This window comes from Enterobacter wuhouensis (assembly GCF_035835995.1).
Taxonomy (GTDB): Bacteria; Pseudomonadota; Gammaproteobacteria; order Enterobacterales; family Enterobacteriaceae; genus Enterobacter; species Enterobacter wuhouensis.
The window spans coordinates 4,484,138-4,510,573 of record NZ_CP142124.1 but is presented as its reverse complement, the minus strand read 5'-3'; the positions used below and the strand labels follow the sequence as shown (position 1 = coordinate 4,510,573).

The window sequence follows — 26,436 nt, the reverse complement described above, 5'->3', positions numbered from 1 at the left end:
TCAAACATAGCGTTATTCATTCATTTTTTGAAGGGGTACGATACGTTCATCAACACAAAGGAGACACATCATGAGCAACTTTGATAAACACGATTTAAGCGGCTTCGTCGGTAAACATTTGGTTTATACCTACGATAACGGCTGGAACTACGAAATTTACGTTAAAAATGAAAACACCCTCGACTACCGTATTCACAGCGGCCTGGTGGGTAACCGTTGGGTGAAAGATCAGCAGGCGTACATCGTCCGCGTAGGCGAAAGCATCTATAAAATTTCCTGGACGGAGCCAACCGGCACCGACGTCAGCCTGATCGTGAACCTGGGCGACAGCCTGTTCCACGGCACCATCTTCTTCCCGCGCTGGGTGATGAACAATCCAGAAAAAACGGTATGTTTCCAGAATGACCATATTCCGCTGATGAACAGCTACCGCGATGCAGGCCCGGCGTACCCGACAGAGGTGATTGATGAATTTGCCACCATCACCTTCGTGCGAGACTGCGGAGCCAACGACGACAGCGTTATTGCCTGCGCGGCCAGCGAATTGCCAAAAGATTTTCCTGCTAATCTAAAATAAGCGCGACAATTAACATTAATAAAAAGTTCCCGGAGGGTATCGTCTTTCAGTCGAAATCCGCCGGGATTTTATTTTTGTTGAGATTTCATTTACGTTTATTATTATTTTCATGAAAGCGAAATAAAATTCTATACGTCCTGCCGTGAATCGCCTCACAAAAAAAGCAAAAATAAAATTATCTCCTATCGCTATGTTGTAAAACACATTTTTCATCCTCCCTCCATCCCGGCTTCATTGTGCTTTAACCCCGTCTTAATTTTTTCCTAAGAAAAGCGCGCTACTTTGCGTTAGTTGATGGTTTGTTGACATAAATGAAGCAACGACTAAATTTTATTTGGTCTTTATTTAAAAACCATCTTGCATGATCGACTGAGCTGCCCATTTTGACAGTGCAGTAAAAAATGACGCCTTATATACAGCAAGGAAATTAATAATGAGTGATTTTCTGCCTTTTTCGCGACCGTCGATGGGCGCGGAAGAAATCGCGGCGCTTCAGGACGTTTTGATGTCGGGTTGGATCACCACGGGGCCGAAAAATCAGGCGCTTGAAGAGGCATTCTGCCAGCTCACGGGGAATCATCATGCGATTGCGGTTAGCTCTGCCACGGCAGGAATGCACGTCACGCTGATGGCGCTGGGCATTGGCCCGGGTGATGAGGTGATAACTCCCTCTCTGACGTGGGTCTCAACGCTGAATATGATCGTGCTGCTGGGCGCGACGCCGGTAATGATCGACGTGGATAAAGACACGCTGATGGTCACGCCGGAGGCGGTCGACGCCGCGATTACGCCGCGTACCAAAGCGATTATTCCGGTTCACTATGCGGGCGCGCCGTGCGATATCGACGCCATTTGCGCCGTCGGTGAACGCCACGGTATTCCGGTGATAGAAGATGCGGCGCATGCTGCCGGAACCTACTACAACGATCGTCACGTAGGCTGGCAGGGCACCGCGATTTTCTCTTTCCACGCCATTAAAAACATGACCTGCGCCGAAGGCGGGCTAGTGGTGACGGATGACGCCGCGCTGGCTTCGCGTATCCGTAGCCTGAAGTTTCACGGGCTGGGCGTCGATGCCTACGATCGCCAGACGCACGGGCGTGCGCCGCAGGCAGAGGTTATCTCCCCCGGCTTCAAATACAACCTGGCGGATATCAACGCCGCCCTGGCGCTGGTGCAGTTAGGCAAACTGAAAGAGGCCAACTGGCGCCGTCAGGAAATCGCAGAACGCTACCTGCGGGAGCTTGCCGATACGCCGTTCCAGCCGCTCTCCCTTCCGTCATGGCCGCACCAGCACGCCTGGCATCTTTTTATTATTCGTGTGGATGAAGCCCGCTGCGGCATCTCCCGCGACAGCCTGATGGCGGCGCTGAAAGAGAAGGGGATCGGCACTGGCCTGCACTTCCGCGCGGCACACACGCAAAAATACTACCGCGAGCGTTTTCCAGATGTATCGCTCCCGAACTCTGAATGGAATAGCGCGCGTATTTGTTCTCTCCCTCTTTTCCCGGACATGACTCATGACGACACAACCCGCGTCATTACCGCACTCCATCAGCTTGCAGGAAATTGATATGTTCAGCGCACCGCCTGTACAAAAAGTTTCCGTGGTAATCCCGGTCTATAACGAGCAGGAAAGCCTGCCCGAACTGATCCGCCGCACAACCGCCGCCTGCGACACCCTGGGCAAGGCTTACGAAATTCTGCTGGTGGATGACGGCAGTAGCGACGAATCCGCAATGATGCTGACCGAAGCCGCCCAGGCGGAAGGTAGCCATATCGTTGCCGTGCTGCTCAACCGCAACTACGGCCAGCATTCGGCGATCATGGCTGGATTCAGCCACGTAACGGGCGATCTGATCATCACCCTGGACGCCGATCTGCAAAATCCGCCGGAAGAGATCCCGCGCCTGGTCGCCAAAGCCGATGAAGGCTATGACGTGGTCGGCACGGTACGCCAGAACCGCCAGGACAGCCTGTTCCGCAAGCTGGCCTCGCGCACGATTAACCGACTGATTCAGCGTACCACCGGTAAAGCGATGGGCGATTACGGCTGCATGCTGCGCGCCTATCGCCGCCACATTATCGATGCGATGCTGCACTGCCACGAACGCAGCACCTTCATTCCTATTCTGGCAAACACCTTTGCCCGTAAGGCGACGGAGATCCCGGTGCTGCACGCCGAGCGCGAGCACGGCGAGTCGAAGTACAGCTTTATGCGTCTCATCAACCTGATGTACGACCTGATCACCTGCCTGACCACCACGCCGCTGCGTCTGCTGAGCGTCTTCGGCAGCATCATTGCCGTGGCCGGATTTGCGCTCTCCGTTCTGCTGGTCGTGCTGCGGCTGGTCTTTGGCCCCCAGTGGGCGGCGGAAGGGGTCTTTATGCTGTTTGCCGTACTGTTCATGTTCATCGGCGCCCAGTTTATTGGGATGGGCCTGCTCGGTGAGTACATCGGCCGTATCTATAACGATGTTCGCGCACGTCCGCGCTACTTTATTCAACGTGTTGTCCGTCAGGAACACAAAGCGTCTCAAGAGGAAATTCACCCATGAAAGCTGTTGTATTTGCCTATCACGATATGGGGTGCACGGGCACGCTGGCCCTGCTGGAAGCAGGCTATGATATTGCTGCCATCTTTACCCACCCGGACGCTGCCGGAGAGAATAACTTCTTCGGATCCGTGGCGCGTATTGCCGCAGAGCGCGGGATTCCGGTGTACGCGCCGGAAGACGTGAACCACCCGCTGTGGGTGGACCGTATTCAGCAGCTTTCGCCTGATGTCATTTTCTCTTTCTACTACCGCAATCTGCTGAGTGACGACATCCTCAGCGTGGCGGCAAAAGGCGCATTTAACCTGCACGGTTCCCTGCTTCCCGCCTACCGTGGCCGCGCGCCGCTGAACTGGGTGCTGGTGAACGGCGAAACCGAAACCGGCGTCACCCTGCACCGTATGGTGCGCCGCGCCGATGCGGGCGCTATCGTGGCGCAGCAAAAAGTGGCTATCGATGCCGATGAAACCGCGCTCCAGCTGCACCACAAGCTGAATGCGGCGGCACACGCGCTGCTTCGCGACGCGCTGCCGGCAATTCTTAGCGGCACCTTCAGCGAAACCGCACAGGATGAGAGCCTGGCAAGCTGCTTTGGCCGCCGTACGCCAGAAGATGGCCGTCTGGACTGGAACAAACCGGCGCGTCAGCTGCACAACCTGGTCCGCGCCGTGACCGATCCGTGGCCGGGCGCGTACAGCTATGCGGGCGTAAGCAAATTTATCGTCTGGAAATCACGCGTGCGTGACGACATTCCCGCCGCCAGGCCGGGCACCGTGGTGTCCGTCTCGCCAATGATTGTGAGCTGCGGCGAGCAGGCGCTGGAGATCGTCACCGGACAAACCGACAATGGCCTGTACGTGCAGGGTACCCAGCTGGCGCAGTCTCTGGGTCTGGTGGCGGGCGCGCTGATCACCAGCGCGCCGGTGGTGGCGATCAAGCGCCGCACGCGGGTACTGATCCTCGGCGTGAACGGCTTTATCGGTAATCACCTGACCGAACGCCTGCTGAAGGACGATAACTACGAAATTTACGGCCTGGATATTGGCTCTGACGCCATCAGCCGCTTCCTGGAGAACCCGCGCTTCCACTTCGTGGAAGGGGATATCAGCATCCACTCGGAGTGGATCGAATACCACATTAAGAAATGCGACGTAGTGCTGCCGCTGGTCGCCATTGCCACGCCGATTGAGTACACCCGTAACCCGCTGCGCGTGTTCGAGCTGGACTTCGAAGAGAACCTGAAGATTATCCGCGACTGCGTGAAATACGATAAGCGCATCATCTTCCCGTCCACCTCCGAAGTGTACGGCATGTGTACCGACAACAACTTCGATGAAGATACCTCCAACCTGGTGGTAGGGCCGATTAACAAACAGCGCTGGATCTACTCCGTTTCCAAGCAGCTGTTGGATCGCGTCATTTGGGCCTACGGCGAGAAAGAGGGGCTGCGCTTTACCCTGTTCCGTCCGTTTAACTGGATGGGCCCGCGTCTGGATAACCTCAACGCGGCGCGTATCGGCAGCTCGCGCGCCATCACCCAACTGATCCTGAACCTGGTAGAAGGCTCGCCGATCAAGCTCATCGAAGGCGGCAAGCAGAAGCGCTGCTTTACCGATATCAGCGACGGTATCGAAGCGCTGTTCCGCATCATCGAAAACAAAGACAACCGCTGTAACGGCCAGATCGTCAACATCGGTAACCCGGAAAACGAAGCGAGCATTCGTGAACTGGCCGAGATGCTGCTGGCGAGCTTTGAGCGCCATCCGCTGCGCGACAAGTTCCCGCCGTTTGCCGGCTTCCGTGAAGTGGAAAGCAGCAGCTACTACGGAAAAGGCTATCAGGACGTTGAGCACCGCAAGCCAAGCATCCGCAACGCGAAGCGCTGCCTGAACTGGACGCCGACCGTTAAGATGGATCAGACCATTGATGAAACGCTCGATTTCTTCCTGCGCACCGTGGAGCTGTCGGAACAGACCTCATGAAAAAAGTCGGTTTACGCATTGATGTCGACACCTTCCGGGGGACGCGTGACGGCGTGCCCAGGCTGCTGGAACTGCTGAGCAAGCACGACGTGCGCGCCAGCATTTTCTTCAGCGTGGGGCCAGACAACATGGGACGCCACCTGTGGCGTCTGGTTAAACCGGCATTTCTGTTCAAAATGCTGCGCTCGCGCGCGGCATCCCTCTACGGCTGGGATATTCTGCTGGCCGGTACCGCCTGGCCCGGCAGGCGCATCGGCGCGGGGAATGAAGATATTCTCCGCGACGCGGCGCAGCATCATGAAATCGGGCTGCATGCCTGGGATCACCATGCCTGGCAGGCCTGGGCTGGCGTCTGGGATATTCCGCGCCTGACGCGTGAAGTGGAGCGCGGGGTGATGGAGCTTGAAGCCATTATCCGCCAGCCCGTGACCTGCTCTGCCGTGGCGGGCTGGCGTGCCGATCAGCGGGTGGTTAAGGCCAAGGAGCCGTTCGCGTTTCGCTATAACAGCGATTGCCGCGGTACCGGCCCGTTTTTACCGCAAATAGGGGAAAGCAGGCTGGGTGCGGTGCAAATCCCGGTCACGCTACCGACCTGGGATGAAGTGGTTGGACGCGAGGTGAGCGCCGAGGGATTTAACCGCTATATTCTGGACCGCATCCACCGCGATGAGGGAACGCCGGTGTATACGATCCACGCCGAAGTAGAAGGGATCGCCTATCAGCATGATTTTGACGCGCTGCTGACGATGGCGGCTGAAGAGGGCATTCAGTTCTGCACGCTCAGCGAACTATTGCCGGACGATCTCAGCACGCTGCCCGTGGGCAAAATTGTGCGCAATGACATGGCTGGCCGGGAAGGCTGGCTTGGCTATCAACAAACCGTGAGCCCGGTATCATGAAAACAGCCCGTTATGGCGTAGCGCTTCTCGCACTGTTTATCGTTTACTACGTAATTCCGGTCGATATCCGCCTGCTATGGCAGCCTGATGAGACGCGTTATGCGGAGATCAGCCGCGAAATGCTGGCGTCGGGAGACTGGGTTGTCCCGCACTTCCTGGGGCTGCGCTACTTTGAAAAGCCGATTGCCGGCTACTGGATCAACAGCATCGGGCAGCTGCTTTTTGGCGAGACCAATTTTGCCGTGCGCGCGGGGGTAATTTTCTCTACCGGGCTAACGGCGCTGCTGGTTATCTGGATGGCCTGGCGTCTCTGGCAGGATAAGCGCGTGGCGATCTTCTCCGGCCTTATCTTCCTGACGCTTTTCCTCGTCTACGGCATCGGCACCTATGCCGTACTGGACCCTATCATCACCCTGTGGCTGGTGGCCGCCATGTGCAGCTTCTGGCTGGCTTCGCAGTCCAAAACGGTAGCCGGAAAGGCGGGGGGCTACGTGCTGCTTGGTCTTGCCTGCGGTATGGGCGTGATGACCAAAGGTTTCCTGGCGCTGGCGGTTCCGGTGATTGGCGTGCTGCCGTGGGTGATAGCGCAGAAGCGCTGGAAAGAGGTGCTGATATTTGGCTGGCTGGCGATCCTGAGCTGCGTGTTAATCGTTCTGCCCTGGGGGCTGGCGATTGCCCATCGCGAACCGGATTTCTGGCGCTACTTCTTCTGGGTTGAACATATTCAGCGCTTCGCCCAGAGCGATGCCCAGCATAAAGCGCCGTTCTGGTATTACCTGCCGTTCCTGATTGCGGGCAGTTTGCCTTGGCTGGCGCTATTGCCGGGCGCACTGCGTCTGGGCTGGCGCGAGCGTCACCACGCGGGCGGCGGGATATACCTGCTCGGCTGGGTGGTGATGCCGCTGATTTTCTTCAGCATTGCCAAAGGTAAGCTGCCAACCTATATCCTGCCGTGCTTCGCGCCACTGGCGATCCTGATGGCCCGCTATGCCGTCAGCGCGGCGGATAAAGGGGCAAAAGTGCTGCGTATAAACGGCGGCATCAACCTGGCGTTCGGGGCGATTGGCGTGATAGCCGCGCTGGTCGTCTCGCCGTGGGGGCTAACCAAACATCCGGTCTGGACGTCGGTCGAGCTGTATAAAGTCTTCTGTGCGGTCATGGCTTTCCTCATCTGGGCTGCCGTGGGCTGGTTTACGCTTAAACGAAGCCCGCAGCGATGGTGGCTGGCGGCGCTGTGTCCGGCCGGTCTTGCCCTGCTGATTGGGTTTGCCATCCCCAACCTGGTGGTGGATTCAAAACAGCCGCAGTCGCTGGTGGATACCGTGCGTTCTCCGTTGGCGCAGAGCACCTTCGTCCTCGCGAATAACGTGGGGCTGGCGTCGGGGCTTGCGTGGGAGCTAAAGCGCAATGACATCATTCTGTTCGGCCAGAGCGGCGAACTGCGATACGGTCTGGACTTCCCGGACGTAAAGGGGCGTTTTGTGGGCAAGGCGGATTTCACGCAATGGCTGGATGAGCATCGTCAGCAGGGGACAATATCGCTGGTGATCCTGCTGTCGAAGAACGACGACCTTGCGCGCGCAAACCTGCCCAAACCGGATAGCCTGTACGTTCAGGGGCGTCTGGCCTACCTGCAGTATCTGCCGCAGTGATGACCTGGATCGGGCTGATACTGGCAAGCCTGCTGAGCTGCGCGGGGCAGCTGTGCCAGAAACAGGCGACGCGTCCGGCGAAAGCCGGACGGCGTAGCGCGCATATCATGCTGTGGCTTGGTCTTGCCCTGCTGGCGCTCGGCTGCGGTATGCTGGTCTGGCTGGCGGTGTTGCAGCAGCTTCCCGTCGGGATTGCCTACCCGATGCTGAGCCTCAATTTTGTCTGGGTCACGCTGGCGGCGAAGGCCATCTGGCATGAAAAGGTCGCCCCGCACCACTGGCTGGGCGTCGGGTTTATCATCATCGGGATTATCCTGCTGGGAGGAAGCCTGTGAAGGGTGCGTTCTGGGCCTTGTGCAGCGTCGGGCTGGTCAGCGTGGCACAGCTGCTGCTGCGCTCTGCCATGGTGGCGCTGCCGCCCGTCGGCGACGTTTACGCGTTTATCTCCGCGCTGCTGCATTTCTCACCGGGTACCGGCGCGCTGCTGCTGGGGCTGATGGGATACGTGGCGTCGATGGGGTGTTGGTATCTGGCCCTGCACCGGATGGCGCTCAGCAAAGCCTACGCCCTGCTGAGCCTCAGCTACATCCTGGTGTGGGGAACGTCTATCCTGCTGCCCGGCTCTGGAGAGCGCTTCTCCTGGCTCGGGCTGGCGGGGGTTGGATTTATCATTCTTGGCGTACTGACTATCTTCCGGCCAGCGCCTCGTCAGGGGAATGGACCCGGGACGTCGTAAGCTCAAAAGGCGTGGCGGTGCAAACCGCAAGGCTCAGCGATCCCACCTGACACTGGCTGACCGAATGGAGTTCGCTGGCAGCGCTATCAAAGCTGACGATTTGCCAGGCGTGCGCGCCGCGCTGTTTAACAATGGCCTCTTTCCGCGTCCAGATGCGCCAGAATGCGTCCAGCTGGCTTTCCGGCGTCTCATGTTCCAGCTCGCGATGTTCGGCATTGCTGAAAACGGCATTGGCGAGCGTGCGCCAGTTGTCCTGGTAGCGGATCTGCTCCAGCGAGCAGCCTACGCTCCCTTCATCGCTGACGATCAGCGCAATATCGTCTTCACACTGGCTAACGCTAAACCACAGCGGGTAATCATTGGCAAAGCCGGGCTTTCCCTGTTCGCTGTAAACAATCTCTGGCAAGGGCCGGGGGGATAAGAGACGTGAAAGCAAACCGCGACCGGCCAGCCAGCGGGCGCGGCGCGCGCCTTCCGGAGCGTGTCGGGAGAGGGCCTCGGCCCAGCGATCGGTGCTCAGCGAGGAGATTTTTCCCAGAAAAACCTGGTACATATAACGTCTGGCCTTCAGTCAAAACAGAGAGAGCCGCAAAGTTGCGCAGCGAAACCATTACTATAATCCATTGATACTGATAATAGCTAACCGTGGGAGGCAATTACCCCGGCAATCGGCTCTTCGGACGCCCTGGTCCGAGCAGTATTGCCAGCTTGCTGCCGCCTTTGGTGGTCTCCATCCAGATTTTACAGACGCTGGTGAGCGGAACGGAAAGCAGCATCCCCACCGGCCCCAGCAGCCATCCCCACACCAGTAACGACAGAAACACCACCAGCGTGGACATCCCCAGACGGTGCCCCATCATGCGCGGCTCAAGGATATTGCCCAGCACCATATGCACGACAAGGAACAGCGCGCCCACCAGCATACATTCGTAAAACCCATTGAACAGAAACGCCTGGATCATCGGCGGCACGGCGGAGAGCACCGCCCCGATGTTTGGCACATAGTTCAGGAGGAACGCCAGCACGCCCCACATCAGCGCGAACTGCACGTCCAGCAGCACCAGCCCCAGCCAGACGATGACGCCGGTCCACAGGCTTAATAGCGTTTTGAGCGCCAGATACTTCGAGACGCCCTTCAGTGCACGGTGTAAACCTGCAATGTGGATCTGCGGATTGTTGAGCGCAAAGCGCAGTTTGTAGGGAACATGACGAACTTCAAACAGCATAAACACGACGGTCATCACCAGCAGCAGAATGCTGGCCATCGCGCCGGAAAGGCCGGTCATCAGCGTGGTGGCGTAGGTCATCACCTTCTCGGAGTCCATCCTGCGCAGCATCCGTTCTGGCGAAATATGCAGGTTGATAAACGGCATCATCTCCTGCAAATCAACCAGCTTGCGGGTGAGCTCTTTGTTGTACTGCGGCAGCATGGTCGAGAACTCGCTCAGGGAGGCGGCGAGCACGCCAAACAGCGCCGTCAGGACGATTAGCATGACGATAACCACAATGGTGATCGCCACCGGGCGGCTGACGCCCCGGCGCAAAAACCAGGTCACCAGCGGGTTGAGGACAATGGCGAAAAAGAGCGCCAGCAGGAGCTGAACGATTATGTCGGCGGCAGCATGGATACCCGCGAGGATAACCACAAGGCAGGCGAGTTTTAAGAGGATGTGAAGACCTGCTTTGTCGGTCTGGTTGGGTATCATGCTTTTTCCTTAGTGAGTTAGCCCGTTAAGTGTAGTGCGCGGGCTCCGCTTCGTCTGGGCGGCTATTCTGAAAGTCACTGCTGATTTTCTCATCCGGTCGTGGTAATAGTGAAACACTGTTGTAAAAATCCAGGTATAACCCATGCCCGAACCTGCCGCCGAACCGGCGCTGAGCGGATTGCGCCTCAATCTGCGCATTGTCTCCGTCGTTATTTTTAATTTTGCCAGCTATCTGACGATTGGCCTGCCGCTGGCGGTCCTGCCGGGGTACGTCCACGACGTGATGGGCTATAGCGCCTTCTGGGCGGGGCTGGTGATCAGCCTGCAGTATTTCGCCACCCTGATGAGCCGCCCCCATTCCGGTCGCTATGCCGATCTCTTTGGTCCAAAAAGCATTGTCGTCGTGGGGCTTTGCGGCTGTTTTCTGAGCGGGCTGAGCTACTTTCTGGCGGCCACCGCCGGCCACTGGCCGCTGGTTAGCCTGACGCTGCTGTGCCTGGGACGCGTGATTCTGGGCGTCGGGCAAAGCCTCGCGGGCACCGGCTCAACGCTGTGGGGCGTGGGCGTCGTGGGCGCGCCGCATATCGGCAGGGTGATCTCGTGGAACGGGATTGTGACCTACGGCGCGATGGCGATCGGCGCGCCGCTGGGCGTGGTGTGTTATGCGTATGGTGGATTGTACGGCCTGTCCATCACCATTATGGCCGTTGCGCTGCTGGCGATCCTGCTGGCGCTGCCGCGCCCGAAGGTGAAGGCCAGCAAGGGCAAGCCGCTGCCGTTTCGCGCGGTGCTCGGGCGCGTCTGGCCCTACGGTATGGCGCTCGCACTTGCCTCCGCGGGCTTCGGCGTGATTGCCACCTTCATAACCCTTTTCTACGATGCGAAAGGCTGGGACGGCGCGGCCTTTGCCTTAACGCTGTTTAGCTGCGCGTTTGTGGGCGCACGCCTGCTGTTCCCGAACGGAATTAATCGCCTGGGCGGGCTGAACGTCGCCATGATCTGCTTTGCCGTCGAAATCGTTGGGCTGCTGCTCACCGGTATCGCCAGCGCGCCCTGGATGGCGAAAATCGGGGTGTTCCTCGCAGGCGCAGGCTTCTCGCTGGTCTTCCCGGCGCTGGGCGTAGTAGCGGTGAAGGCCGTGCCGCAGCAAAACCAGGGCTCTGCGCTGGCAACCTACACCGTGTTTATGGATATGTCGTTGGGCATTACCGGGCCGCTGGCCGGGCTGGTGATGGCCTGGGCGGGGGTGCCGGTTATCTACCTTGCGGCGGCGGGGCTGGTGGCGATTGCGCTGATGCTGACGTGGCGGTTAAAAAAATGGCCCCCGGCGCAAGCGCCGGAGGCCACGTCATCCTCGTGAAGCGTTACTGAATGACGAGGGTGTTGATGATGTTTTCAGCTGCGGTCTGCGCTTTCTGCTGATCGTCTGCTGGCAGGGTGATCTGGATGGTCAGCAGCTTGTTATCCACTTTGCCCAGCACCACGGATGAGTATGCGGTCTGGCCCTTGGCGGAGATGATGCTGTCCAGCTGTTGCAGGGTATGGCCTTTCAGTTCGATGGACTTGTTGGTCACGACCTGCAGCTGCGGGTCGCGGCTGCGCTGCTGATCTTCAAGGCGTTTAGACAGCACGCCCAGCTCTTCGCTGGTGTCGTCGCCCACAATCACAATCACGGCTTTCTGACCCGTAGCATCGGAATAGACGTGCATGTTGTTCGCCTGCGTACCCAGCTTGCCGCTCTGGTCGGTCATATCTGCCGGCAGAGAGAAACTGAGTTTGCCGTCCAGCAGGCTCACCGGCTGACCGGTCGCGTTGCTCTCTGCAGACGCGCCCTGAGCAGGCGTTTTGGTGTCGCTGTTATCACAGGCTGCAAGGCCAACAACCAGCAGGCCAATCCCGACATATTTAACCAGATTGCGCATTGACTTCTTCCTTTCGATAAACGGCCATAGCGGCTCATTCGCCCATCTTATCACAACTGATAAAGCGAACCCTTAACCTGCCTGCAATGCCGTGATTTCAGATTTATCTGCCAGTCTTTTCAGCAGCATATTCAACAGCACGCCGTACATCGGCAGGAAGAACGCAATGCTGATAAGCACCTTGAAGCAGTAGTCCACCAGGGCGATCTCCATCCAGTGTTCGGCCATAAAGGCATCCGGGCTGCGCCAGAAGGCGATGAAGAAGAAGGCCAGCGTATCGCTCACGTTACCGAACAGCGTGGAGGCCGTTGGCGCCATCCACCAGCGGTGGTTCTGACGCAGGCGATTAAAGACGTGTACGTCGAGGATTTGCCCCAGGGCGTAGGCCATAAAGCTGGCGGCGGCGATACGGGCAACAAACAGGTTGAAGTGCATCAGCGCCTCAAAGCCCTGCCAGCTTCCCATGTAAAACAGGGAAGAGATGCCGTAGGAGATAAACAGCGCCGGGAGCATCACCGCGAAGATAATGCGGCGCGCCAGCGGTGCGCCAAAGATACGCACGGTCAAATCGGTGGCGAGGAAAATAAACGGAAAACTGAACGCGCCCCAGGTGGTATGGAAACCAAAAATGGAGATTGGGAGCTGCACTAGATAGTTGCTGGAGGTGATCACCAGCAGATGAAAAAGCGATAGCCAGAACAACGCTTTTACGCGCTGCGATTGGGAAAACTGCGTCATATTGTGACCTTTTTGAGAGTTGGGGTGAGGGAACCCAATAAAATCGGCTGCATGATACTGCTTTCATTCGTCTTTGCAATGGTTGATTTTCACGCAATCGTTAACCTGGTTTGCTTTGACGCTGGCGGGGCGTAAACTACAGCCGTTTTATTATCATCGAGAAGCCCATGACCGACCTGTTTTCCAGCCCAGACCACACCCTTGACGCCCAGGGCCTCCGCTGCCCGGAGCCGGTAATGATGGTGCGCAAAACCGTGCGCAACATGCAGACCGGCGAAACGCTGCTGATTATCGCCGACGATCCGGCCACTACCCGCGATATTCCCGGTTTTTGTACGTTTATGGAACACGAGCTGGTGGCGCAGGAAACGGACGCGTTGCCGTACCGGTATGTGATTCGAAAGGGGTAAGTGCGGCAAGATGCCCTCACCCCGACCCTCTCCCACGGGGAGAGGGAGAAAACCTTTCTAAACCATCGTTTCAAAATTTCGCGCTTTTGTGAGGCGCTTCACCTCCGCTTTTCCAGCCGTAGTCTAATTTTTAAGCGTATAAAAATAAAACGCCGTTTTAACGCTTACCTCACTACCCTGGAGTTGACTCGATGAAAACGACCCTCAAGCCGTTACTGGCCGCGCTGTGTCTGTCAGCATTTGCCTGTTCCGTTTCTGCCCAAACCATTAAAGCTGCCGATGTGCACCCCGAAGGCTACCCGAACGTGGTGGCGGTTCAGCACATGGGTGAAAAGCTCAAGCAGCAAACCGACGGCAAGCTGGAGATTAAGGTCTTCCCCGGCGGCGTGCTCGGGGATGAAAAGCAGATGATCGAGCAGGCGCAGATGGGGGCCATCGACATGATCCGCGTCTCCATGGCGCCGGTTGCCGCCATCCTGCCGGATATCGAAGTCTTTACGCTGCCGTACGTGTTCCGCGACGAAGACCACATGCACAAGGTGATCGACGGCGATATCGGCAAGCAGATCGGCGACAAGCTGACCGCGAACCCGAAATCGAAGCTGGTGTTCCTTGGCTGGATGGACTCCGGCACCCGCAACCTGATCACCAAAGAGCCGATCGTCAAACCGGACGATCTGAAAGGGAAAAAAATCCGCGTACAGGGTAGCCCGGTGGCGCTCGCCACGCTGAAGGATATGGGGGCAAACTCGGTGGCGATGGGCGTGAGCGAGGTCTACAGCGGGATGCAGACCGGCGTGATCGACGGCGCGGAGAACAATCCGCCAACCTTTATCGCCCATAACTACATGCCGGTCGCCAAAAACTACACCCTGAGCGGCCACTTTATCACCCCGGAAATGCTGCTCTATTCGAAAGTGAAATGGGACAAGCTCAGCGCCGACGAGCAGCAAAAGGTCCTGACGCTGGCCCGCGAGGCGCAGTTCGAGCAGCGCAAGCTGTGGAATGCCTACAACGACCAGGCGCTGGCGAAAATGAAGGCGGGCGGGGTGCAGTTCCACGATATCGATAAATCAGTCTTCATCAAGGCCACAGAGCCGGTGCGCGCCCAGTATGGCGACAAGCATCAGGATCTCATGAAAGCCATCGCTGACGTCCAGTAAACCGGAGTACGTATGTCCGAACTCTACCTGAAGTGGATGGACCGCCTGTACCTCCTCGCCATGACGGTGGCGGGCGTCTCGCTGCTGGTGATGACGATCGTGATCCCGATTGGCATCTTCTCGCGCTACGTGCTCAACCGCGGGGAGTCCTGGCCGGAGCCGATCGCCATTATCTGCATGGTGACCTTTACCTTTATCGGCGCGGCGGTAGGGTATCGCGCCGGGTCGCACATCGCGGTGAATATGCTCACCGACCGGCTGCCCGATATGCTTAAAAACCTCTGCGCCCGCGTGGTCGATCTGCTGATGCTGCTGATCTCCGCGCTGATGTTCTGGTACAGCCTCTGGCTGTGCGTCGACCTCTGGGAACAGCCCGTCGCGGAGTTCCCGCTTCTGACGTCCGGCGAAAGCTATCTGCCGCTGCCCGTCGGGTCAGCCATTCTGATCCTGTTTGTGATTGAACGCCTGCTGTTTGGCTCGCAGGAAAACCGTCCCGTCGTGCTCATCGGCAACCACAGCTAAGGGGTGAACAATGGATGCATTCGTGTTGTTATTCACCCTCGCCATCCTGCTGGCGCTGGGAATGCCGGTGGCCTTCGCCGTCGGCCTAAGCGCCGTGGCGGGCGCGCTGTGGATTGATTTGCCTCTCGAGGCGCTGATGATCCAAATCACCAGCGGGGTGAACAAATTTACCCTGCTCGCGATCCCGTTCTTCATCCTCGCCGGGGCGATCATGGCGGAAGGGGGCATTGCCCGACGGCTGGTGAATTTCGCCTACGTGTTTGTCGGCTTTATTCGCGGCGGGCTGTCGCTGGTGAATATTGTTGCGTCAACGTTCTTCGGGGCGATTTCCGGCTCGTCGGTGGCGGATACGGCCTCCATCGGCAGCGTGATGATCCCAGAGATGGAGAAGAAGGGCTATCCGCGCGAATACGCGGCGGCGGTGACGGCCAGCGGGTCGGTGCAGGCGATTTTAATCCCGCCCAGCCATAACTCGGTGATTTACTCGCTGGCGGCAGGCGGCACGGTCTCTATTGCCACGCTGTTTATCGCGGGCGTGCTGCCGGGGCTGCTGCTGGGGTTGTGCCTGATGATCCTTTGCCTCGGCTTCGCCCATAAGCGCGGCTATCCGAAGGGCGAGAAAATCCCGTTTAAGCAGGCGGTAAAGATTTTACTTGATGCCCTGTGGGGGCTGATGACCGTGGTGATTATCCTCGGCGGGATCTTGTCCGGGATTTTTACCGCAACCGAATCCGCCGCCGTGGCCTGCCTGTGGGCGTTCTTCGTCACCATGTTCATCTACCGCGATTATAAGTGGAGCGAGCTGCCGAAGCTGATGTGCCGCACGGTCAAAACCGTCACCATCGTGATGATTTTAATCGGCTTTGCGGCAGCGTTTGGCGCGGTGATGACCTACATGCAGCTGCCGACGCGCATCACCGAGTTCTTTACCTCGCTCTCCGATAACAAGTACGTGATCCTGATGTACCTCAACGTCATGCTGCTGCTGATTGGCACGCTGATGGACATGGCGCCGATCATTCTGATCCTGACGCCGGTGCTGCTGCCGGTGACCAACTCGCTGGGGATCGACCCGGTGCATTTCGGGATGATCATGATGGTGAACCTGGGGATCGGGCTGATCACCCCGCCGGTCGGATCGGTGCTGTTCGTGGCCAGCGCGGTAAGCAAGCAGAAGATTGAAACCGTGGTGCGGGCGATGCTGCCGTTTTACGGCATGCTGCTGGTGGTGCTGGGGATGGTGACGTATATCCCGGCGATATCATTGTGGCTGCCGAGGGTGTTAGGGATGCAGTGACGCCGTTTTATGCCGGGTGGCGGCTACGCCTTACCCGGCCTACGGTTACGGTTCAGAGCCGTTGTAGGCCCGGTAAGGCGCAGCCGCCACCGGGCGTTTTTACCGACGGCGCAACAGCCGCAACGCGTTCGCCGTAACCAGCACCGTCGCCCCCGTATCCGCCAGTACCGCCAGCCACAGTCCGGTCATGCCGAGCAGGGTGGTGACGAGGAAAATCCCCTTCAGCCCCAGCGCAATGCCGATGTTCTGGCGAATATTGGCGCGCGTCGCCCGCGCCAGGCAAATCATCTGCGCCAGCCCGATCAGGCGGTTGTGCGTGAGCGCCGCGTCCGCCGTCTCCAGCGCCACGTCGGTGCCGCTGCCCATCGCAATGCCGATGGTGGACGCCTTCATCGCCGGCGCATCGTTGATGCCGTCACCGACCATCGCCAGCGGCGCGTGAGCGTTCAGCTCCGTGACCGCGCTGACTTTATCCGCGGGCAGCAGTCCGGCCTTGAATTCCAGCCCCAGCTCACCGGCAATTGCCGCCGCCGCGCGCGGGTTATCACCAGTGAGAATAACGCCCTGCACGCCAAGCTGATGCAGCGCCGCCACGGCCTCTTTGGCGTCATCGCGCAGGGTGTCGCGCAGCGCCAGCATTCCCTTCGCGACGCCGTCCTGCATGACGGTCACGACGGTTTGTCCGGTCTGTTCTAACGCCTCAACCTCTGGGTTCGAAGACTTACCCGCCGCGACAATCAGCACTTTTTTACCGTTAACGGTGGCCTCAATCCCCGACCCGACCAGCGCCCGCTGTGCCGTTGCCGTCGGAATTGCCAGCCCGCGCGACTGCGCTTCACGCACAATCGCCTGCGCCAGCGGGTGAGTGGAACCCTGCTCCACGGCGGCGGCCAGCGTAAGCAGTTCATCTTCACCGATATCCTGCGGATACACGCCGGTCACCTGCGGCTTGCCGACGGTCAGCGTGCCGGTTTTATCGAACGCGATGTGCTGAACCTGACTCAACTGCTCCAGCGCCGCGCCGCCCTTAATCAGCGCCCCGCGACGCGCCGCCGCCGCCAGCCCGGAGGTAATCGCAGCCGGGGTGGAGATCACCAGCGCGCACGGGCAGCCGATCAGCAGCAGCGTCAGCCCTTTATAAATCCAGCCCTCCCACGGCGCGCCGAAGAGCAGCGGCGGCACGATAGTCACCAGCAGGGCAACGAGCATGATGGCAGGGGTGTAAATCCGGCTAAAACGGTCGATGAAACGCTCAACGGGCGCGCGGCGCTCCTCGGCTTCTTCTATCAGCCTGAGGATGCGGTCGATGGCGCTGTCGCCCGGTTCGGAAAGGACCGTCAGCTGCACCAGACGGTCGACGCTGGTAGCGCCAGCAGGCACTTTCTCGCCTGCCGCGCGCTCAACCGGAATCGATTCCCCGGTCAGGGCGCTTTCGTCGAAGCTGGCGGTGGCGGTAACCAGCGCACCATCGGCGGGTAAACGACCGCCTGCGGGAACTTCAATCACGTCCCCCGGACGCAGGGTGGTAATCGCCACCGTTTCACGATTGCCGTTGCTTACCCGTGTGGCGGTTTCAGGTTTCAGCGCCATCAGCGCGCTCACCCCTTTACGCGCCCGGCTTGCCGCCCAGCCTTCAAGGCGTTCGCCGATCAGAAACAGCAGCAGCACCATCGCCGCTTCCGCCGTCGCGCCGATGAACAGCGCGCCGATAGCCGCCACGCTCATCAGCGTTTCAATGGCAAACCAGCTGCCGCTTTTCATCAGGCGCAGCGCCTGGCGGGCAATCGGGAACAGCCCGACCAGGGTGGTGGCGATAAACGCCAGGTTGCCGAACGGATGGTTAATCTGCTCCAGCCCCCAGCTCAGGGCCATCATGATGACGAGGGTAATAAGCGGCAGGTTTTCCTTCAGGGAGGACGCTTTTTCGGCGGGTGCCGTTTCGCTGCGCAGGGTATAGCCCGCCTTGCTGACGGCGGCTTCAACCTGTTTGCTGACGTCGCTATCGGCGCTAATAAGCAGTTTTTCGGTGGCGAACAACACCTGAACGTGATTAACGCCCGGTACCTGCTTAACCGCATTTTCGACTTTACGCGCGCAGGCCGCGCAGTCCATGCCGTTAACCACCCAGCTGTAGCGATTGCCGTTTTCAGGTAGCGGCTGCGTTTGCGTTTCACACGCGCCTGCACAGCAGCAGTCGTCTTTCGGTACAACCGGGCTGAGCTTAAGTGCCGAGAATTGTGGGACTTTTTTAGGTGTTTCTGGAGTCGACATGGCAGTCTCCGGTAATGATAATTTTCTCATTAACCGCAGCATACACTCTGGAGTCGACTCCAGAGTCAAGGCTTATTTAAATATACAGCGAACGCACGATCAGGAAGTGCCCGGCAAAGTAGCAGGCGGCCGCAATCGCGTTATCCGCGCGGAATCGGCGGCGGTAGTGGCTGCCCAGCCAGACGATATTGCCGATCAGCAGCAGCGCGGCGCCGAAGAACGCCGACATCGCCTGAGACGTCGGACGGAAGAACCACAGCTCGCCCGCCAGCCACACCATCACCAGCGTCATGGCGATAAAGGTACAGACCGGCAAACGCATCTCTTCGAGACGCGTCCAGATCACCGCAATCAGCAGCGCGCCAATCACCAGCAGCACCAGCGGCAGCGGCCAGAAGAACGACAGCGTCATCTGGCTGGCAAAGTAGATTGTGTAGAGCAGATGCGACAGGAAGAACGCGCCGACGGCATAGAGCAGGCGCTGGCGCGGCAGCAGCGTTAAGGCATCGCCCACGAGAGATGCACACAGCCCTGCAAGGACCAGATAGCTGACGGCGTTAAACATCGGCGCTTGCCAGGCCAGCAGCAGCAGGAGCAACAGCGTGACGGGTTTAAACAGCCAGCGCTGCCAGGTGGGACCCCGGTAAGACGCATCGACAAAAAGCCATGCGGACAAACAGACGGCGATAAATGACCAAAGCATATTAACTCCCTGTATCTGTTGAGGCTGAATAATCAGTTTCTGACTCCAGTGTAGTGACGCGTGCGGGCGTTTGGCAATGCCGGTGCAGGCAAGGTATCCTGAATTCCGCAAAATCTGATGGGATTTATCAATGAGCAAGATGCCGCTGTTTTTCATTATCGTGGTGGCGATTATCGTCATTGCCGCCTCGTTTCGCTTCGTGCAGCAGCGCCGTGAGAAGGCCGACAACGATGCCGCGCCGCTGATGCAAAAGCGCGCGGTGGTGACCAACAAACGCGAGAAGCCGCTCAACGACCGACGTTCGCGCCAGCAGCAGGTGACGCCTGCGGGTGCTGCCGTGCGCTATGAAGCCAGCTTTAAGCCGGAAACGGGCGGCCTGGAGATGACCTTCCGCCTGGAGGCGCAGCAGTACCATCAGCTGACGGTAGGGGAGAAAGGAACGTTGAGCTACAAAGGGTCGCGGTTTGAAGGGTTCAGGGCGGAATAATGCACGAACGGTCCCCTCTCCCTCTGGGAGAGGGTTAGGGTGAGGGTGTTACTTCCTCACCTGCGCCTTAAACTTCTTCATCCACACCAGCAGTTCAAACACGCCAAAAATAAACACGCGCAGCTGCTGCCAGCCGGTCATCTGCGGCCCGTCTTTCGGCAGGCCGTTTTTGAGCATCACCATCTGCAGGGCGTGCATAAACGACGTGAAAATCAGCGCCACGTTAACGAAAATGTTCATCGGGCGCGGGAACGGGTGCACCAGATTCAGGATCAGGAACGCCCAGACGCCCAGCATCAACAAACGTCCCAGGTTAATCAGTACTGGCATCGGATCCTCCTTGTGCCTGACGGTGATAAAGACGATAAGCAACCTGACCAGCCACCTTTTCGCGGTGCAGATCCCAGTGCGCGGGCACCGGCGGCAAACCGTTTTCTACTTCGCTTTCCACATAGATTAGCGCGTCATCCGCCAGCCAGCCGTTTTGCTCCAGCAGGGATAACGTCTCCTCCAGCAGCCCCTTGCGGAACGGCGGGTCGACAAACACCACGTTATGCGGCGTGCCTTTCTGCGCAAGAAAACTCAGCGTGTTGGTGTTCACGACTTTGGCGTTGCTCGCCTTCAGCGTCGCCAGATTTTGCTGCAGCGTCTGCGCGACGCCGCGCTCCATCTCCAGCAGCGTGGCGCTGGCGGCATAGCGCGACAGCGCTTCCAGCCCGAGCGCGCCGCTTCCGGCGAAGCAGTCCAGGCAGCGGGCGTCTACCATTGACGGGGCGAGCCAGTTAAACAGCGTCTCGCGCACGCGGTCGGTAGTAGGGCGTAAACCGGGGCTGTCCGGAACCGGTAATTTCCGGCCTCGCCACTGACCGCCGATAATACGAATTTGACCGGCCGGGGCGCGGTTGGGTTTCTTCATCTCAGGAAAGCTCTGTTAACAATTGGCCTGCGATTGCGGGCGGTGATGTCAATTAAGTAAAGTGTTAGACTATTTCATCATTTTTTTAGCTTCCATGTATATAGCGCCGCGAGGAGTGTAGTCGCAGATGGCAAAACAAAAAAAACGTGGCTTCTTTTCCTGGCTGGGCTTCGGTGAAAAAGAGCAAGAAACAGAACAGAAAACCGAAGAACAACAGGTTGTTGAAGAGCAGCCGCAGCCTGAAACGCCTGTCGAAACCGCCGCGATAGTCGAAGCGGAAGAAACGGCGCACAGCAAAGAAGAGATTGAATCCTTTGCTGAAGAGGTGGTTGAGGTCACTGAACAGGTTCAGGAGAACGAGAAGCCCGGACCGGCGGTGATTGAACCCGTTACCGACGCGCCGCAGGCCGTTATCGAACACGAAGAGCTGCCGCTGCCGGAAGAGGTAAAAGCCGAAGAGGTTTCACCGGAAGAGTGGCAGGCCGAAGCGGAAACCGTTGAAATTGTTGAAGCGGTGGAAGAAGAAGCGGCGCTTGAGCCTGAGCTGACCGACGAAGAGCTGGAAGCCCAGGCGCTGGCGGCGGAAGCGGCTGAAGAAGCGGTTATCGTGGTGCCGGTGGAAGAAGAACCGGAAGAAGAGATCGTTCAGGAGCAGGAAAAACCGACCAAAGAAGGTTTCTTCGCGCGCCTGAAGCGTAGCCTGCTTAAAACCAAAGAAAACTTAGGTTCCGGATTTATCAGTCTGTTCCGCGGCAAGAAGATCGACGACGATCTGTTTGAAGAGCTGGAAGAGCAGCTGCTTATTGCGGACGTGGGTGTGGAAACCACCCGTAAGATTATTGCCAACCTGACCGAAGGGGCGAGCCGCAAGCAGCTGCGCGACGCCGAGGCGCTGTACGGCCTGCTGAAAGACGAGATGGGCGAAATTCTCGCAAAAGTTGACGAACCGCTTAATATTGAAGGCAAAACGCCATTTGTTATTCTGATGGTTGGCGTCAACGGCGTGGGTAAAACCACCACCATCGGCAAGCTGGCGCGTCAGTTCGAGCAGCAGGGCAAATCGGTGATGCTGGCGGCGGGCGATACCTTCCGTGCGGCGGCGGTTGAGCAGCTGCAGGTTTGGGGCCAGCGCAACAATATTCCGGTGATTGCCCAGCATACCGGCGCGGATTCCGCATCCGTGATCTTCGACGCCATCCAGGCTGCGAAGGCGCGCAACGTGGACGTGCTGATTGCCGATACCGCAGGGCGCTTGCAGAACAAATCGCACCTGATGGAAGAGTTGAAGAAAATCGTTCGCGTCATGAAGAAGCTGGACGAAGACGCACCGCACGAAATTATGCTGACTATCGACGCCAGCACCGGGCAGAACGCCATCAGTCAGGCGAAGCTGTTCACTGAAGCGGTAGGACTGACGGGGATCGCGCTGACCAAGCTGGACGGCACCGCCAAAGGCGGGGTGATCTTCTCCGTGGCCGACCAGTTCGGCATTCCTATCCGCTACATCGGTGTGGGCGAGCGTATTGAGGATTTACGTCCGTTTAAGGCGGACGACTTTATTGAGGCATTATTTGCCCGAGAGGACTAACAATGATTCGCTTTGAACACGTCAGCAAGGCCTATCTCGGTGGGAGACAAGCGCTGCAGGGGGTGACATTCCACCTGCAGCCGGGCGAGATGGCATTCCTGACCGGCCATTCCGGCGCGGGGAAAAGTACCCTGCTCAAGCTTATCTGTGGGATCGAACGGCCTAGCGCCGGGAAAATCTTTTTCAGCGGCCATGACATCAGCCGCCTGAAAAACCGTGAGGTGCCGTTCCTGCGTCGCCAGATCGGCATGATTTTCCAGGATCACCACCTGCTGATGGATCGCACCGTTTTTGATAACGTCGCTATCCCGCTGATTATTGCCGGCGCCAGCTACGATGATATTCGCCGTCGCGTCTCTGCGGCGCTGGATAAGGTCGGGCTGCTGGACAAAGCGAAGAACTTCCCGATCCAGCTCTCCGGCGGTGAGCAGCAGCGCGTGGGCATCGCCCGTGCGGTGGTGAACAAGCCTGCCGTACTGCTGGCGGATGAACCGACCGGTAACCTGGACGATGCCCTGTCCGAAGGGATTTTGCGTCTGTTTGAGGAATTCAACCGCGTTGGGGTCACGGTATTGATGGCGACGCACGACATTGGGCTGATTTCCCGTCGTTCGTACCGCATGCTGACCCTGAGCGACGGGCATTTGCACGGAGGCCACGGTGAACAAGCGTGATGCAATGAACCAGATTCGGCAGTTCGGGAACCGGTTTGACCGTTTCCGCAAGCCGCAGGGCGGCGGTGACGGCAATCGCAATGCGCCAAAGCGCGCGAAGGCCGCGCCGAAGCCGAACTCCCGCAAAACTAACGTCTTCAACGAGCAGGTGCGCTATGCCTTCCAGGGCGCGCTGCAGGACCTGAAAAGCAAGCCGCTGGCAACGTTCCTGACGGTGATGGTGATTGCCATCTCCCTGACGCTGCCAAGCGTCTGCTACATGGTCTATAAGAACGTTAACCAGGCGGCGTCGCAGTATTATCCGTCGCCGCAGATCACCGTCTATCTGGATAAAGCGCTGGACGATAACGCCGCCGCGCAGGTGGTCGGGCAAATCCAGGCCGAGCAGGGCGTAGAGAAGGTTAACTATCTTTCGCGCGATGAAGCGCTGGGCGAGTTCCGCAACTGGTCAGGCTTCGGCGGCGCGCTGGACATGCTGGAAGAGAACCCGCTGCCCGCCGTGGCGGTGGTGATCCCGAAGCTCGATTTCCAGGGCACCGATTCGCTCAATACCCTGCGCGACCGCATTACCCGTATCAACGGGATTGATGAAGTGCGCATGGACGACAGCTGGTTCGCGCGTCTCTCTGCCCTGACCGGGCTGGTAGGGCGCGTGGCGGCGATGATCGGCGTGCTGATGGTGGCGGCGGTGTTCCTCGTCATCGGTAACAGCGTGCGTCTGAGCATCTTTGCCCGTCGCGACACCATCAACGTACAGAAACTGATTGGCGCGACGGATGGTTTCATCCTGCGTCCGTTCCTCTACGGTGGCGCATTGCTCGGTTTTTCCGGCGCATTTCTTTCACTGATATTGTCAGAAATTTTGGTGATGCGGCTGTCCTCTGCCGTCACCGACGTGGCGCAGGTTTTCGGAACCAAGTTTGATATCAGCGGCTTAGGCTTCGATGAGTGCCTTCTTTTGCTGCTGGTATGCTCCATGATCGGCTGGATTGCGGCATGGCTGGCAACGGTCCAACATTTACGCCACTTTACTCCCGACTAATAAAAGCGTGATATAATCTTTCCCTGCACCGAGATGTTCGCTCTGCAGGGAAAGCGTCCCTGTTGTCACTTCCCCTGTTATCATCTTCATGTCACATTTTGTGCGTAATTTATTCACTGTTGCAGCTGGAACTTGTGGATAAAATCACTGTCTGATAAAAGTGTGAATGCTAATCTCGCTGCTCAAACGCTTTGGCATGGTTGTTGCCTGACGGGGACGACCTGGACCAGAAGAAACATTGAGAGGAATGAATGACCAAAGAAATGCAAACTTTAGCTTTAGCCCCTGTTGGTAACCTGGAGTCTTACATCCGGGCTGCGAACACCTGGCCGATGTTAACGGCCGAGGAAGAAAAGGAGCTTGCTGAAAAGCTGCATTACCAGGGCGATCTGGAAGCAGCTAAGACGCTGATCCTGTCTCACCTGCGCTTTGTTGTTCACGTTGCTCGTAACTACTCGGGCTACGGCCTGCCGCAGGCGGACTTGATTCAGGAAGGTAACATCGGCCTGATGAAGGCTGTACGTCGCTTTAACCCGGAAGTGGGTGTGCGACTAGTCTCCTTCGCCGTGCACTGGATCAAAGCTGAAATTCACGAATACGTTCTGCGTAACTGGCGTATTGTGAAAGTCGCCACGACAAAAGCGCAGCGCAAACTGTTCTTCAACCTGCGTAAAACCAAGCAGCGTCTGGGCTGGTTCAATCAGGATGAAGTCGAAATGGTGGCGCGCGAGCTGGGCGTATCCAGCAAAGACGTTCGTGAGATGGAATCCCGCATGGCCGCACAGGACATGACCTTTGATATGTCCTCCGACGACGACGCCTCCGACAGCCAGCCGATGGCGCCGGTTCTGTATCTCCAGGATAAAACCTCGAACTTTGCCGACGGCATCGAAGAGGATAACTGGGAAGATCAGGCCGCGAACAAGCTGAGCTTTGCGATGGAAGGCCTCGACGAGCGTAGCCAGGACATCATCCGTGCCCGCTGGCTGGACGAAGACAACAAGTCCACGCTCCAGGAGCTGGCCGACCGCTACGGCGTCTCCGCTGAACGCGTGCGTCAGCTTGAAAAGAACGCCATGAAAAAACTTCGCGCCGCTATCGAAGCGTAATTTCCGCGAAGTACACCGAGAACCCCTGGATGAGAGTCCGGGGGTTTTGTTTTTTTAGCGCCCGCTCTGGCGAATTTCTCCCCCCTGGCAAACACTTACTGATGCGCTAAGCAGGCGACTTTCTGAGGGTGACAGGGTGAAAAATAACGAACTGAACGACCGGCGTTTACAGGCAACGCCGCGCGGCATCGGCGTGATGTGTAATTTCTATGCCGATAAAGCCGAAAACGCCACGGTGTGGGACGTGGAAGGCAATGAGTACATCGACTTCGCCGCCGGGATCGCGGTGCTGAATACCGGGCATCGCCATCCAAAGGTCATCGCCGCCATCGAAAAACAACTCCACGCCTTCACCCACACGGCCTACCAGATTGTGCCGTATGAGGGCTATGTCGCGCTTGCCGAACGCATCAACCAGCGCGTGCCGATTGACGGCCCGGCCAAAACCGCCTTCTTCTCTACGGGCGCAGAGGCGGTTGAAAATGCGGTAAAAATTGCGCGTGCGTATACCAAACGCCCTGGCCTTATCACCTTTGGCGGCGCCTTCCATGGCCGTACCTTTATGACCATGGCGCTGACCGGCAAAGTTGCACCCTACAAGCTGGGCTTCGGCCCGTTCCCCGGCTCGGTGTACCACGCGCAGTTTCCGAACGATCTGCACGGCATCAGCACGGCGGAAGCGTTAAAAAGCCTCGAACGCATCTTCAAAGCGGATATTGCTCCCGATCAGGTGGCGGCTATCATCCTTGAACCGGTTCAGGGCGAGGGCGGGTTTAACGTCGCCCCCGCTGATTTTATGCAGGCGCTGCGTGCCCTGTGCGATACCCACGGGATTTTGCTGATCGCCGACGAAGTCCAGACCGGCTTCGCGCGGACCGGCAAGCTGTTCTCAATGGAAAACCACTGCGTGAAGCCGGATCTCATCACCATGGCGAAAAGCCTGGCGGGCGGGATGCCGCTCTCGGCGGTGTCTGGTCGGGCAGAGGTGATGGACGCGCCCGCGCCGGGCGGGCTGGGCGGCACCTACGCCGGTAATCCGCTGGCGATAGCGGCGGCTCACGCGGTGCTGGACGTGATTGACGAAGAAGATCTCTGCACGCGCGCCGCGCATCTGGGCCATCATCTGGTGGAAGTGCTGCATAAAGCGAAGGACGCCTGTCCGTATATTGCCGATATTCGGGCGCAAGGCTCGATGGTGGCCGTGGAGTTCAACGATCCGCAGTCCGGGCACCCGTCGCCGGAGTTTACCCGCGAGGTGCAGGCGCGCGCGCTGCAGGAAGGGCTGCTGCTCCTGAGCTGCGGCGTGTACGGCAACGTGATTCGCTTCCTCTATCCCCTGACCATCCCCGAAGCGCAGTTCCGTCAGGCGCTGGATATTATTTCCGCCTCGCTGACACGATAAAGCCAAAAGCCCGGCGCATAACGGTGCCGGGCATAGCATAGATACATTTCAAATTAGCTATTCCAAAATCATAAAAATCGGGTAT

Annotated in this window: 26 protein-coding genes and 1 pseudogene; 19 read left to right on the top strand and 8 right to left on the bottom strand. The window is 58.3% G+C overall.

What is annotated here, in order from left to right:
• Positions 1–70 precede the first annotated feature (70 nt).
• The 8 genes from VPX56_RS21560 (at position 71) to arnF (ending at position 8,401) form a co-directional block, all read left to right on the top strand.
• Complete coding sequence (locus VPX56_RS21560) at positions 71–577, top strand: phenolic acid decarboxylase (protein ID WP_131635199.1); 507 nt, start codon at positions 71–73, stop codon at positions 575–577.
• 433 nt (positions 578–1,010) lie between these two features.
• Entirely contained in the window at positions 1,011–2,150 is a 1,140-nt protein-coding gene (gene arnB / locus VPX56_RS21555) for a UDP-4-amino-4-deoxy-L-arabinose aminotransferase (RefSeq protein ID WP_326468826.1), read from the top strand.
• A gap of 1 nt (position 2,151) precedes the next feature.
• The gene (gene arnC / locus VPX56_RS21550; protein WP_131635239.1) at positions 2,152–3,135 is read left to right on the top strand and encodes an undecaprenyl-phosphate 4-deoxy-4-formamido-L-arabinose transferase; all 984 of its coding nucleotides are present in this window, start codon (positions 2,152–2,154) and stop codon (positions 3,133–3,135) included.
• On the top strand, positions 3,132–5,114 hold the full coding sequence (gene arnA, locus VPX56_RS21545; RefSeq protein WP_263610850.1) for a bifunctional UDP-4-amino-4-deoxy-L-arabinose formyltransferase/UDP-glucuronic acid oxidase ArnA: 1,983 nt from the start codon (positions 3,132–3,134) through the stop codon (positions 5,112–5,114). Before arnC ends, arnA begins: the two co-directional genes overlap by 4 nt.
• Positions 5,111–6,013 carry a 4-deoxy-4-formamido-L-arabinose-phosphoundecaprenol deformylase gene (arnD, locus tag VPX56_RS21540; protein WP_326468824.1) on the top strand — a complete coding sequence of 301 codons (903 nt, stop codon included), beginning with the start codon at positions 5,111–5,113 and terminating at the stop codon, positions 6,011–6,013. The genes arnA and arnD overlap by 4 nt, the downstream gene beginning before the upstream one ends.
• Positions 6,010–7,665: a lipid IV(A) 4-amino-4-deoxy-L-arabinosyltransferase gene (gene arnT / locus VPX56_RS21535; RefSeq protein ID WP_326468822.1), complete on the top strand. Its 1,656-nt coding sequence runs from the start codon at positions 6,010–6,012 to the stop codon at positions 7,663–7,665. Before arnD ends, arnT begins: the two co-directional genes overlap by 4 nt.
• A complete protein-coding gene (arnE, locus tag VPX56_RS21530) occupies positions 7,662–8,000 on the top strand; it encodes a 4-amino-4-deoxy-L-arabinose-phosphoundecaprenol flippase subunit ArnE (RefSeq protein ID WP_131635194.1) in 339 nt (112 codons plus the stop codon). Before arnT ends, arnE begins: the two co-directional genes overlap by 4 nt.
• Positions 7,997–8,401, top strand: coding sequence for a 4-amino-4-deoxy-L-arabinose-phosphoundecaprenol flippase subunit ArnF (gene arnF / locus VPX56_RS21525; RefSeq protein ID WP_263610854.1), 405 nt, complete (start codon positions 7,997–7,999; stop codon positions 8,399–8,401). The genes arnE and arnF overlap by 4 nt, the downstream gene beginning before the upstream one ends.
• Here arnF and acpT read toward each other — a convergent pair.
• Both acpT and VPX56_RS21515 read right to left on the bottom strand, forming a co-directional pair.
• Positions 8,352–8,954, bottom strand: a complete 603-nt coding sequence (gene acpT, locus VPX56_RS21520) for a 4'-phosphopantetheinyl transferase AcpT (protein WP_326468816.1) — start codon at positions 8,952–8,954, stop codon at positions 8,352–8,354. The genes arnF and acpT overlap by 50 nt on opposite strands.
• Positions 8,955–9,057: 103 nt before the next feature.
• Positions 9,058–10,107: an AI-2E family transporter gene (locus VPX56_RS21515; protein WP_131635191.1), complete on the bottom strand. Its 1,050-nt coding sequence runs from the start codon at positions 10,105–10,107 to the stop codon at positions 9,058–9,060.
• 108 nt (positions 10,108–10,215) lie between these two features.
• Here VPX56_RS21515 and VPX56_RS21510 point away from each other — a divergent pair.
• Positions 10,216–11,467: pseudogene (locus VPX56_RS21510) on the top strand (MFS transporter).
• A 4-nt stretch (positions 11,468–11,471) separates the two neighbouring features.
• Here the strand turns inward: VPX56_RS21510 and VPX56_RS21505 are convergent.
• Together VPX56_RS21505 and VPX56_RS21500 are read right to left on the bottom strand one after the other, a co-directional pair.
• Positions 11,472–12,029 carry a DcrB family lipoprotein gene (locus VPX56_RS21505; protein WP_131635189.1) on the bottom strand — a complete coding sequence of 186 codons (558 nt, stop codon included), beginning with the start codon at positions 12,027–12,029 and terminating at the stop codon, positions 11,472–11,474.
• Between the two features lie 72 nt (positions 12,030–12,101).
• Entirely contained in the window at positions 12,102–12,767 is a 666-nt protein-coding gene (locus VPX56_RS21500; protein ID WP_131635188.1) for a 7-cyano-7-deazaguanine/7-aminomethyl-7-deazaguanine transporter, read from the bottom strand.
• Between the two features lie 167 nt (positions 12,768–12,934).
• Here VPX56_RS21500 and tusA point away from each other — a divergent pair, with 167 nt between their 5' ends.
• The 4 genes from tusA to VPX56_RS21480 all read left to right on the top strand — a co-directional run bounded on the left by tusA (position 12,935) and on the right by VPX56_RS21480 (position 16,159).
• A complete protein-coding gene (tusA, locus tag VPX56_RS21495) occupies positions 12,935–13,177 on the top strand; it encodes a sulfurtransferase TusA (RefSeq protein WP_119937551.1) in 243 nt (80 codons plus the stop codon).
• A 191-nt stretch (positions 13,178–13,368) separates the two neighbouring features.
• Positions 13,369–14,340: a TRAP transporter substrate-binding protein gene (locus tag VPX56_RS21490; protein WP_131635186.1), complete on the top strand. Its 972-nt coding sequence runs from the start codon at positions 13,369–13,371 to the stop codon at positions 14,338–14,340.
• Between the two features lie 12 nt (positions 14,341–14,352).
• Positions 14,353–14,862: a TRAP transporter small permease gene (locus VPX56_RS21485; RefSeq protein WP_010436519.1), complete on the top strand. Its 510-nt coding sequence runs from the start codon at positions 14,353–14,355 to the stop codon at positions 14,860–14,862.
• Between the two features lie 10 nt (positions 14,863–14,872).
• The gene (locus tag VPX56_RS21480; RefSeq protein ID WP_131635185.1) at positions 14,873–16,159 is read left to right on the top strand and encodes a TRAP transporter large permease; all 1,287 of its coding nucleotides are present in this window, start codon (positions 14,873–14,875) and stop codon (positions 16,157–16,159) included.
• Between the two features lie 99 nt (positions 16,160–16,258).
• On the opposite strand, the gene zntA is transcribed toward VPX56_RS21480, so the two are convergent.
• Together zntA and VPX56_RS21470 are read right to left on the bottom strand one after the other, a co-directional pair.
• On the bottom strand, positions 16,259–18,430 hold the full coding sequence (zntA, locus tag VPX56_RS21475) for a Zn(II)/Cd(II)/Pb(II) translocating P-type ATPase ZntA (RefSeq protein WP_326468807.1): 2,172 nt from the start codon (positions 18,428–18,430) through the stop codon (positions 16,259–16,261).
• Positions 18,431–18,506: 76 nt separating this feature from the next.
• Positions 18,507–19,133: a lysoplasmalogenase gene (locus VPX56_RS21470; protein WP_131635183.1), complete on the bottom strand. Its 627-nt coding sequence runs from the start codon at positions 19,131–19,133 to the stop codon at positions 18,507–18,509.
• A 130-nt stretch (positions 19,134–19,263) separates the two neighbouring features.
• Here VPX56_RS21470 and VPX56_RS21465 point away from each other — a divergent pair, with 130 nt between their 5' ends.
• A complete protein-coding gene (locus VPX56_RS21465) occupies positions 19,264–19,620 on the top strand; it encodes a DUF2500 domain-containing protein (protein ID WP_326468804.1) in 357 nt (118 codons plus the stop codon).
• Between the two features lie 48 nt (positions 19,621–19,668).
• On the opposite strand, the gene VPX56_RS21460 is transcribed toward VPX56_RS21465, so the two are convergent.
• Both VPX56_RS21460 and rsmD read right to left on the bottom strand, forming a co-directional pair.
• Complete coding sequence (locus VPX56_RS21460) at positions 19,669–19,950, bottom strand: DUF1145 family protein (protein ID WP_326468802.1); 282 nt, start codon at positions 19,948–19,950, stop codon at positions 19,669–19,671.
• Positions 19,934–20,536: a 16S rRNA (guanine(966)-N(2))-methyltransferase gene (gene rsmD / locus VPX56_RS21455; RefSeq protein ID WP_326468801.1), complete on the bottom strand. Its 603-nt coding sequence runs from the start codon at positions 20,534–20,536 to the stop codon at positions 19,934–19,936. Before rsmD ends, VPX56_RS21460 begins: the two co-directional genes overlap by 17 nt.
• A 127-nt stretch (positions 20,537–20,663) precedes the next feature.
• Here rsmD and ftsY point away from each other — a divergent pair, with 127 nt between their 5' ends.
• The 5 genes from ftsY (at position 20,664) to VPX56_RS21430 (ending at position 26,351) form a co-directional block, all read left to right on the top strand.
• Positions 20,664–22,124 (top strand): signal recognition particle-docking protein FtsY, encoded by a 1,461-nt coding sequence (ftsY, locus tag VPX56_RS21450; protein WP_326468799.1) that lies wholly within the window; start codon positions 20,664–20,666, stop codon positions 22,122–22,124.
• A gap of 2 nt (positions 22,125–22,126) precedes the next feature.
• A complete protein-coding gene (gene ftsE, locus VPX56_RS21445) occupies positions 22,127–22,798 on the top strand; it encodes a cell division ATP-binding protein FtsE (protein ID WP_119937559.1) in 672 nt (223 codons plus the stop codon).
• Complete coding sequence (ftsX, locus tag VPX56_RS21440) at positions 22,785–23,840, top strand: permease-like cell division protein FtsX (protein ID WP_131635179.1); 1,056 nt, start codon at positions 22,785–22,787, stop codon at positions 23,838–23,840. The genes ftsE and ftsX overlap by 14 nt, the downstream gene beginning before the upstream one ends.
• 251 nt (positions 23,841–24,091) lie before the next feature.
• Positions 24,092–24,949 carry an RNA polymerase sigma factor RpoH gene (rpoH, locus tag VPX56_RS21435; RefSeq protein ID WP_131635178.1) on the top strand — a complete coding sequence of 286 codons (858 nt, stop codon included), beginning with the start codon at positions 24,092–24,094 and terminating at the stop codon, positions 24,947–24,949.
• Between the two features lie 136 nt (positions 24,950–25,085).
• Positions 25,086–26,351, top strand: coding sequence for a 4-aminobutyrate--2-oxoglutarate transaminase (locus VPX56_RS21430; protein WP_326468794.1), 1,266 nt, complete (start codon positions 25,086–25,088; stop codon positions 26,349–26,351).
• Positions 26,352–26,436 lie beyond the last annotated feature (85 nt).

Coding starts and splice junctions, on each gene's coding strand:
- VPX56_RS21480 (WP_131635185.1), top strand. CDS start 14,873: ATGGATGCATTCGTGTTGTTATTCACCCTCGCCATCCTGCTGGCGCTG.
- VPX56_RS21515 (WP_131635191.1), bottom strand. CDS start 10,107: ATGATACCCAACCAGACCGACAAAGCAGGTCTTCACATCCTCTTAAAA.
- arnD (WP_326468824.1), top strand. CDS start 5,111: ATGAAAAAAGTCGGTTTACGCATTGATGTCGACACCTTCCGGGGGACG.
- VPX56_RS21465 (WP_326468804.1), top strand. CDS start 19,264: ATGAGCAAGATGCCGCTGTTTTTCATTATCGTGGTGGCGATTATCGTC.
- VPX56_RS21500 (WP_131635188.1), bottom strand. CDS start 12,767: ATGACGCAGTTTTCCCAATCGCAGCGCGTAAAAGCGTTGTTCTGGCTA.
- zntA (WP_326468807.1), bottom strand. CDS start 18,430: ATGTCGACTCCAGAAACACCTAAAAAAGTCCCACAATTCTCGGCACTT.
- VPX56_RS21490 (WP_131635186.1), top strand. CDS start 13,369: ATGAAAACGACCCTCAAGCCGTTACTGGCCGCGCTGTGTCTGTCAGCA.
- VPX56_RS21470 (WP_131635183.1), bottom strand. CDS start 19,133: ATGCTTTGGTCATTTATCGCCGTCTGTTTGTCCGCATGGCTTTTTGTC.
- rsmD (WP_326468801.1), bottom strand. CDS start 20,536: ATGAAGAAACCCAACCGCGCCCCGGCCGGTCAAATTCGTATTATCGGC.
- VPX56_RS21505 (WP_131635189.1), bottom strand. CDS start 12,029: ATGCGCAATCTGGTTAAATATGTCGGGATTGGCCTGCTGGTTGTTGGC.
- ftsY (WP_326468799.1), top strand. CDS start 20,664: ATGGCAAAACAAAAAAAACGTGGCTTCTTTTCCTGGCTGGGCTTCGGT.
- acpT (WP_326468816.1), bottom strand. CDS start 8,954: ATGTACCAGGTTTTTCTGGGAAAAATCTCCTCGCTGAGCACCGATCGC.
- arnB (WP_326468826.1), top strand. CDS start 1,011: ATGAGTGATTTTCTGCCTTTTTCGCGACCGTCGATGGGCGCGGAAGAA.
- rpoH (WP_131635178.1), top strand. CDS start 24,092: ATGACCAAAGAAATGCAAACTTTAGCTTTAGCCCCTGTTGGTAACCTG.
- VPX56_RS21460 (WP_326468802.1), bottom strand. CDS start 19,950: ATGCCAGTACTGATTAACCTGGGACGTTTGTTGATGCTGGGCGTCTGG.
- VPX56_RS21560 (WP_131635199.1), top strand. CDS start 71: ATGAGCAACTTTGATAAACACGATTTAAGCGGCTTCGTCGGTAAACAT.
- arnT (WP_326468822.1), top strand. CDS start 6,010: ATGAAAACAGCCCGTTATGGCGTAGCGCTTCTCGCACTGTTTATCGTT.
- arnC (WP_131635239.1), top strand. CDS start 2,152: ATGTTCAGCGCACCGCCTGTACAAAAAGTTTCCGTGGTAATCCCGGTC.
- tusA (WP_119937551.1), top strand. CDS start 12,935: ATGACCGACCTGTTTTCCAGCCCAGACCACACCCTTGACGCCCAGGGC.
- arnA (WP_263610850.1), top strand. CDS start 3,132: ATGAAAGCTGTTGTATTTGCCTATCACGATATGGGGTGCACGGGCACG.
- ftsE (WP_119937559.1), top strand. CDS start 22,127: ATGATTCGCTTTGAACACGTCAGCAAGGCCTATCTCGGTGGGAGACAA.
- VPX56_RS21485 (WP_010436519.1), top strand. CDS start 14,353: ATGTCCGAACTCTACCTGAAGTGGATGGACCGCCTGTACCTCCTCGCC.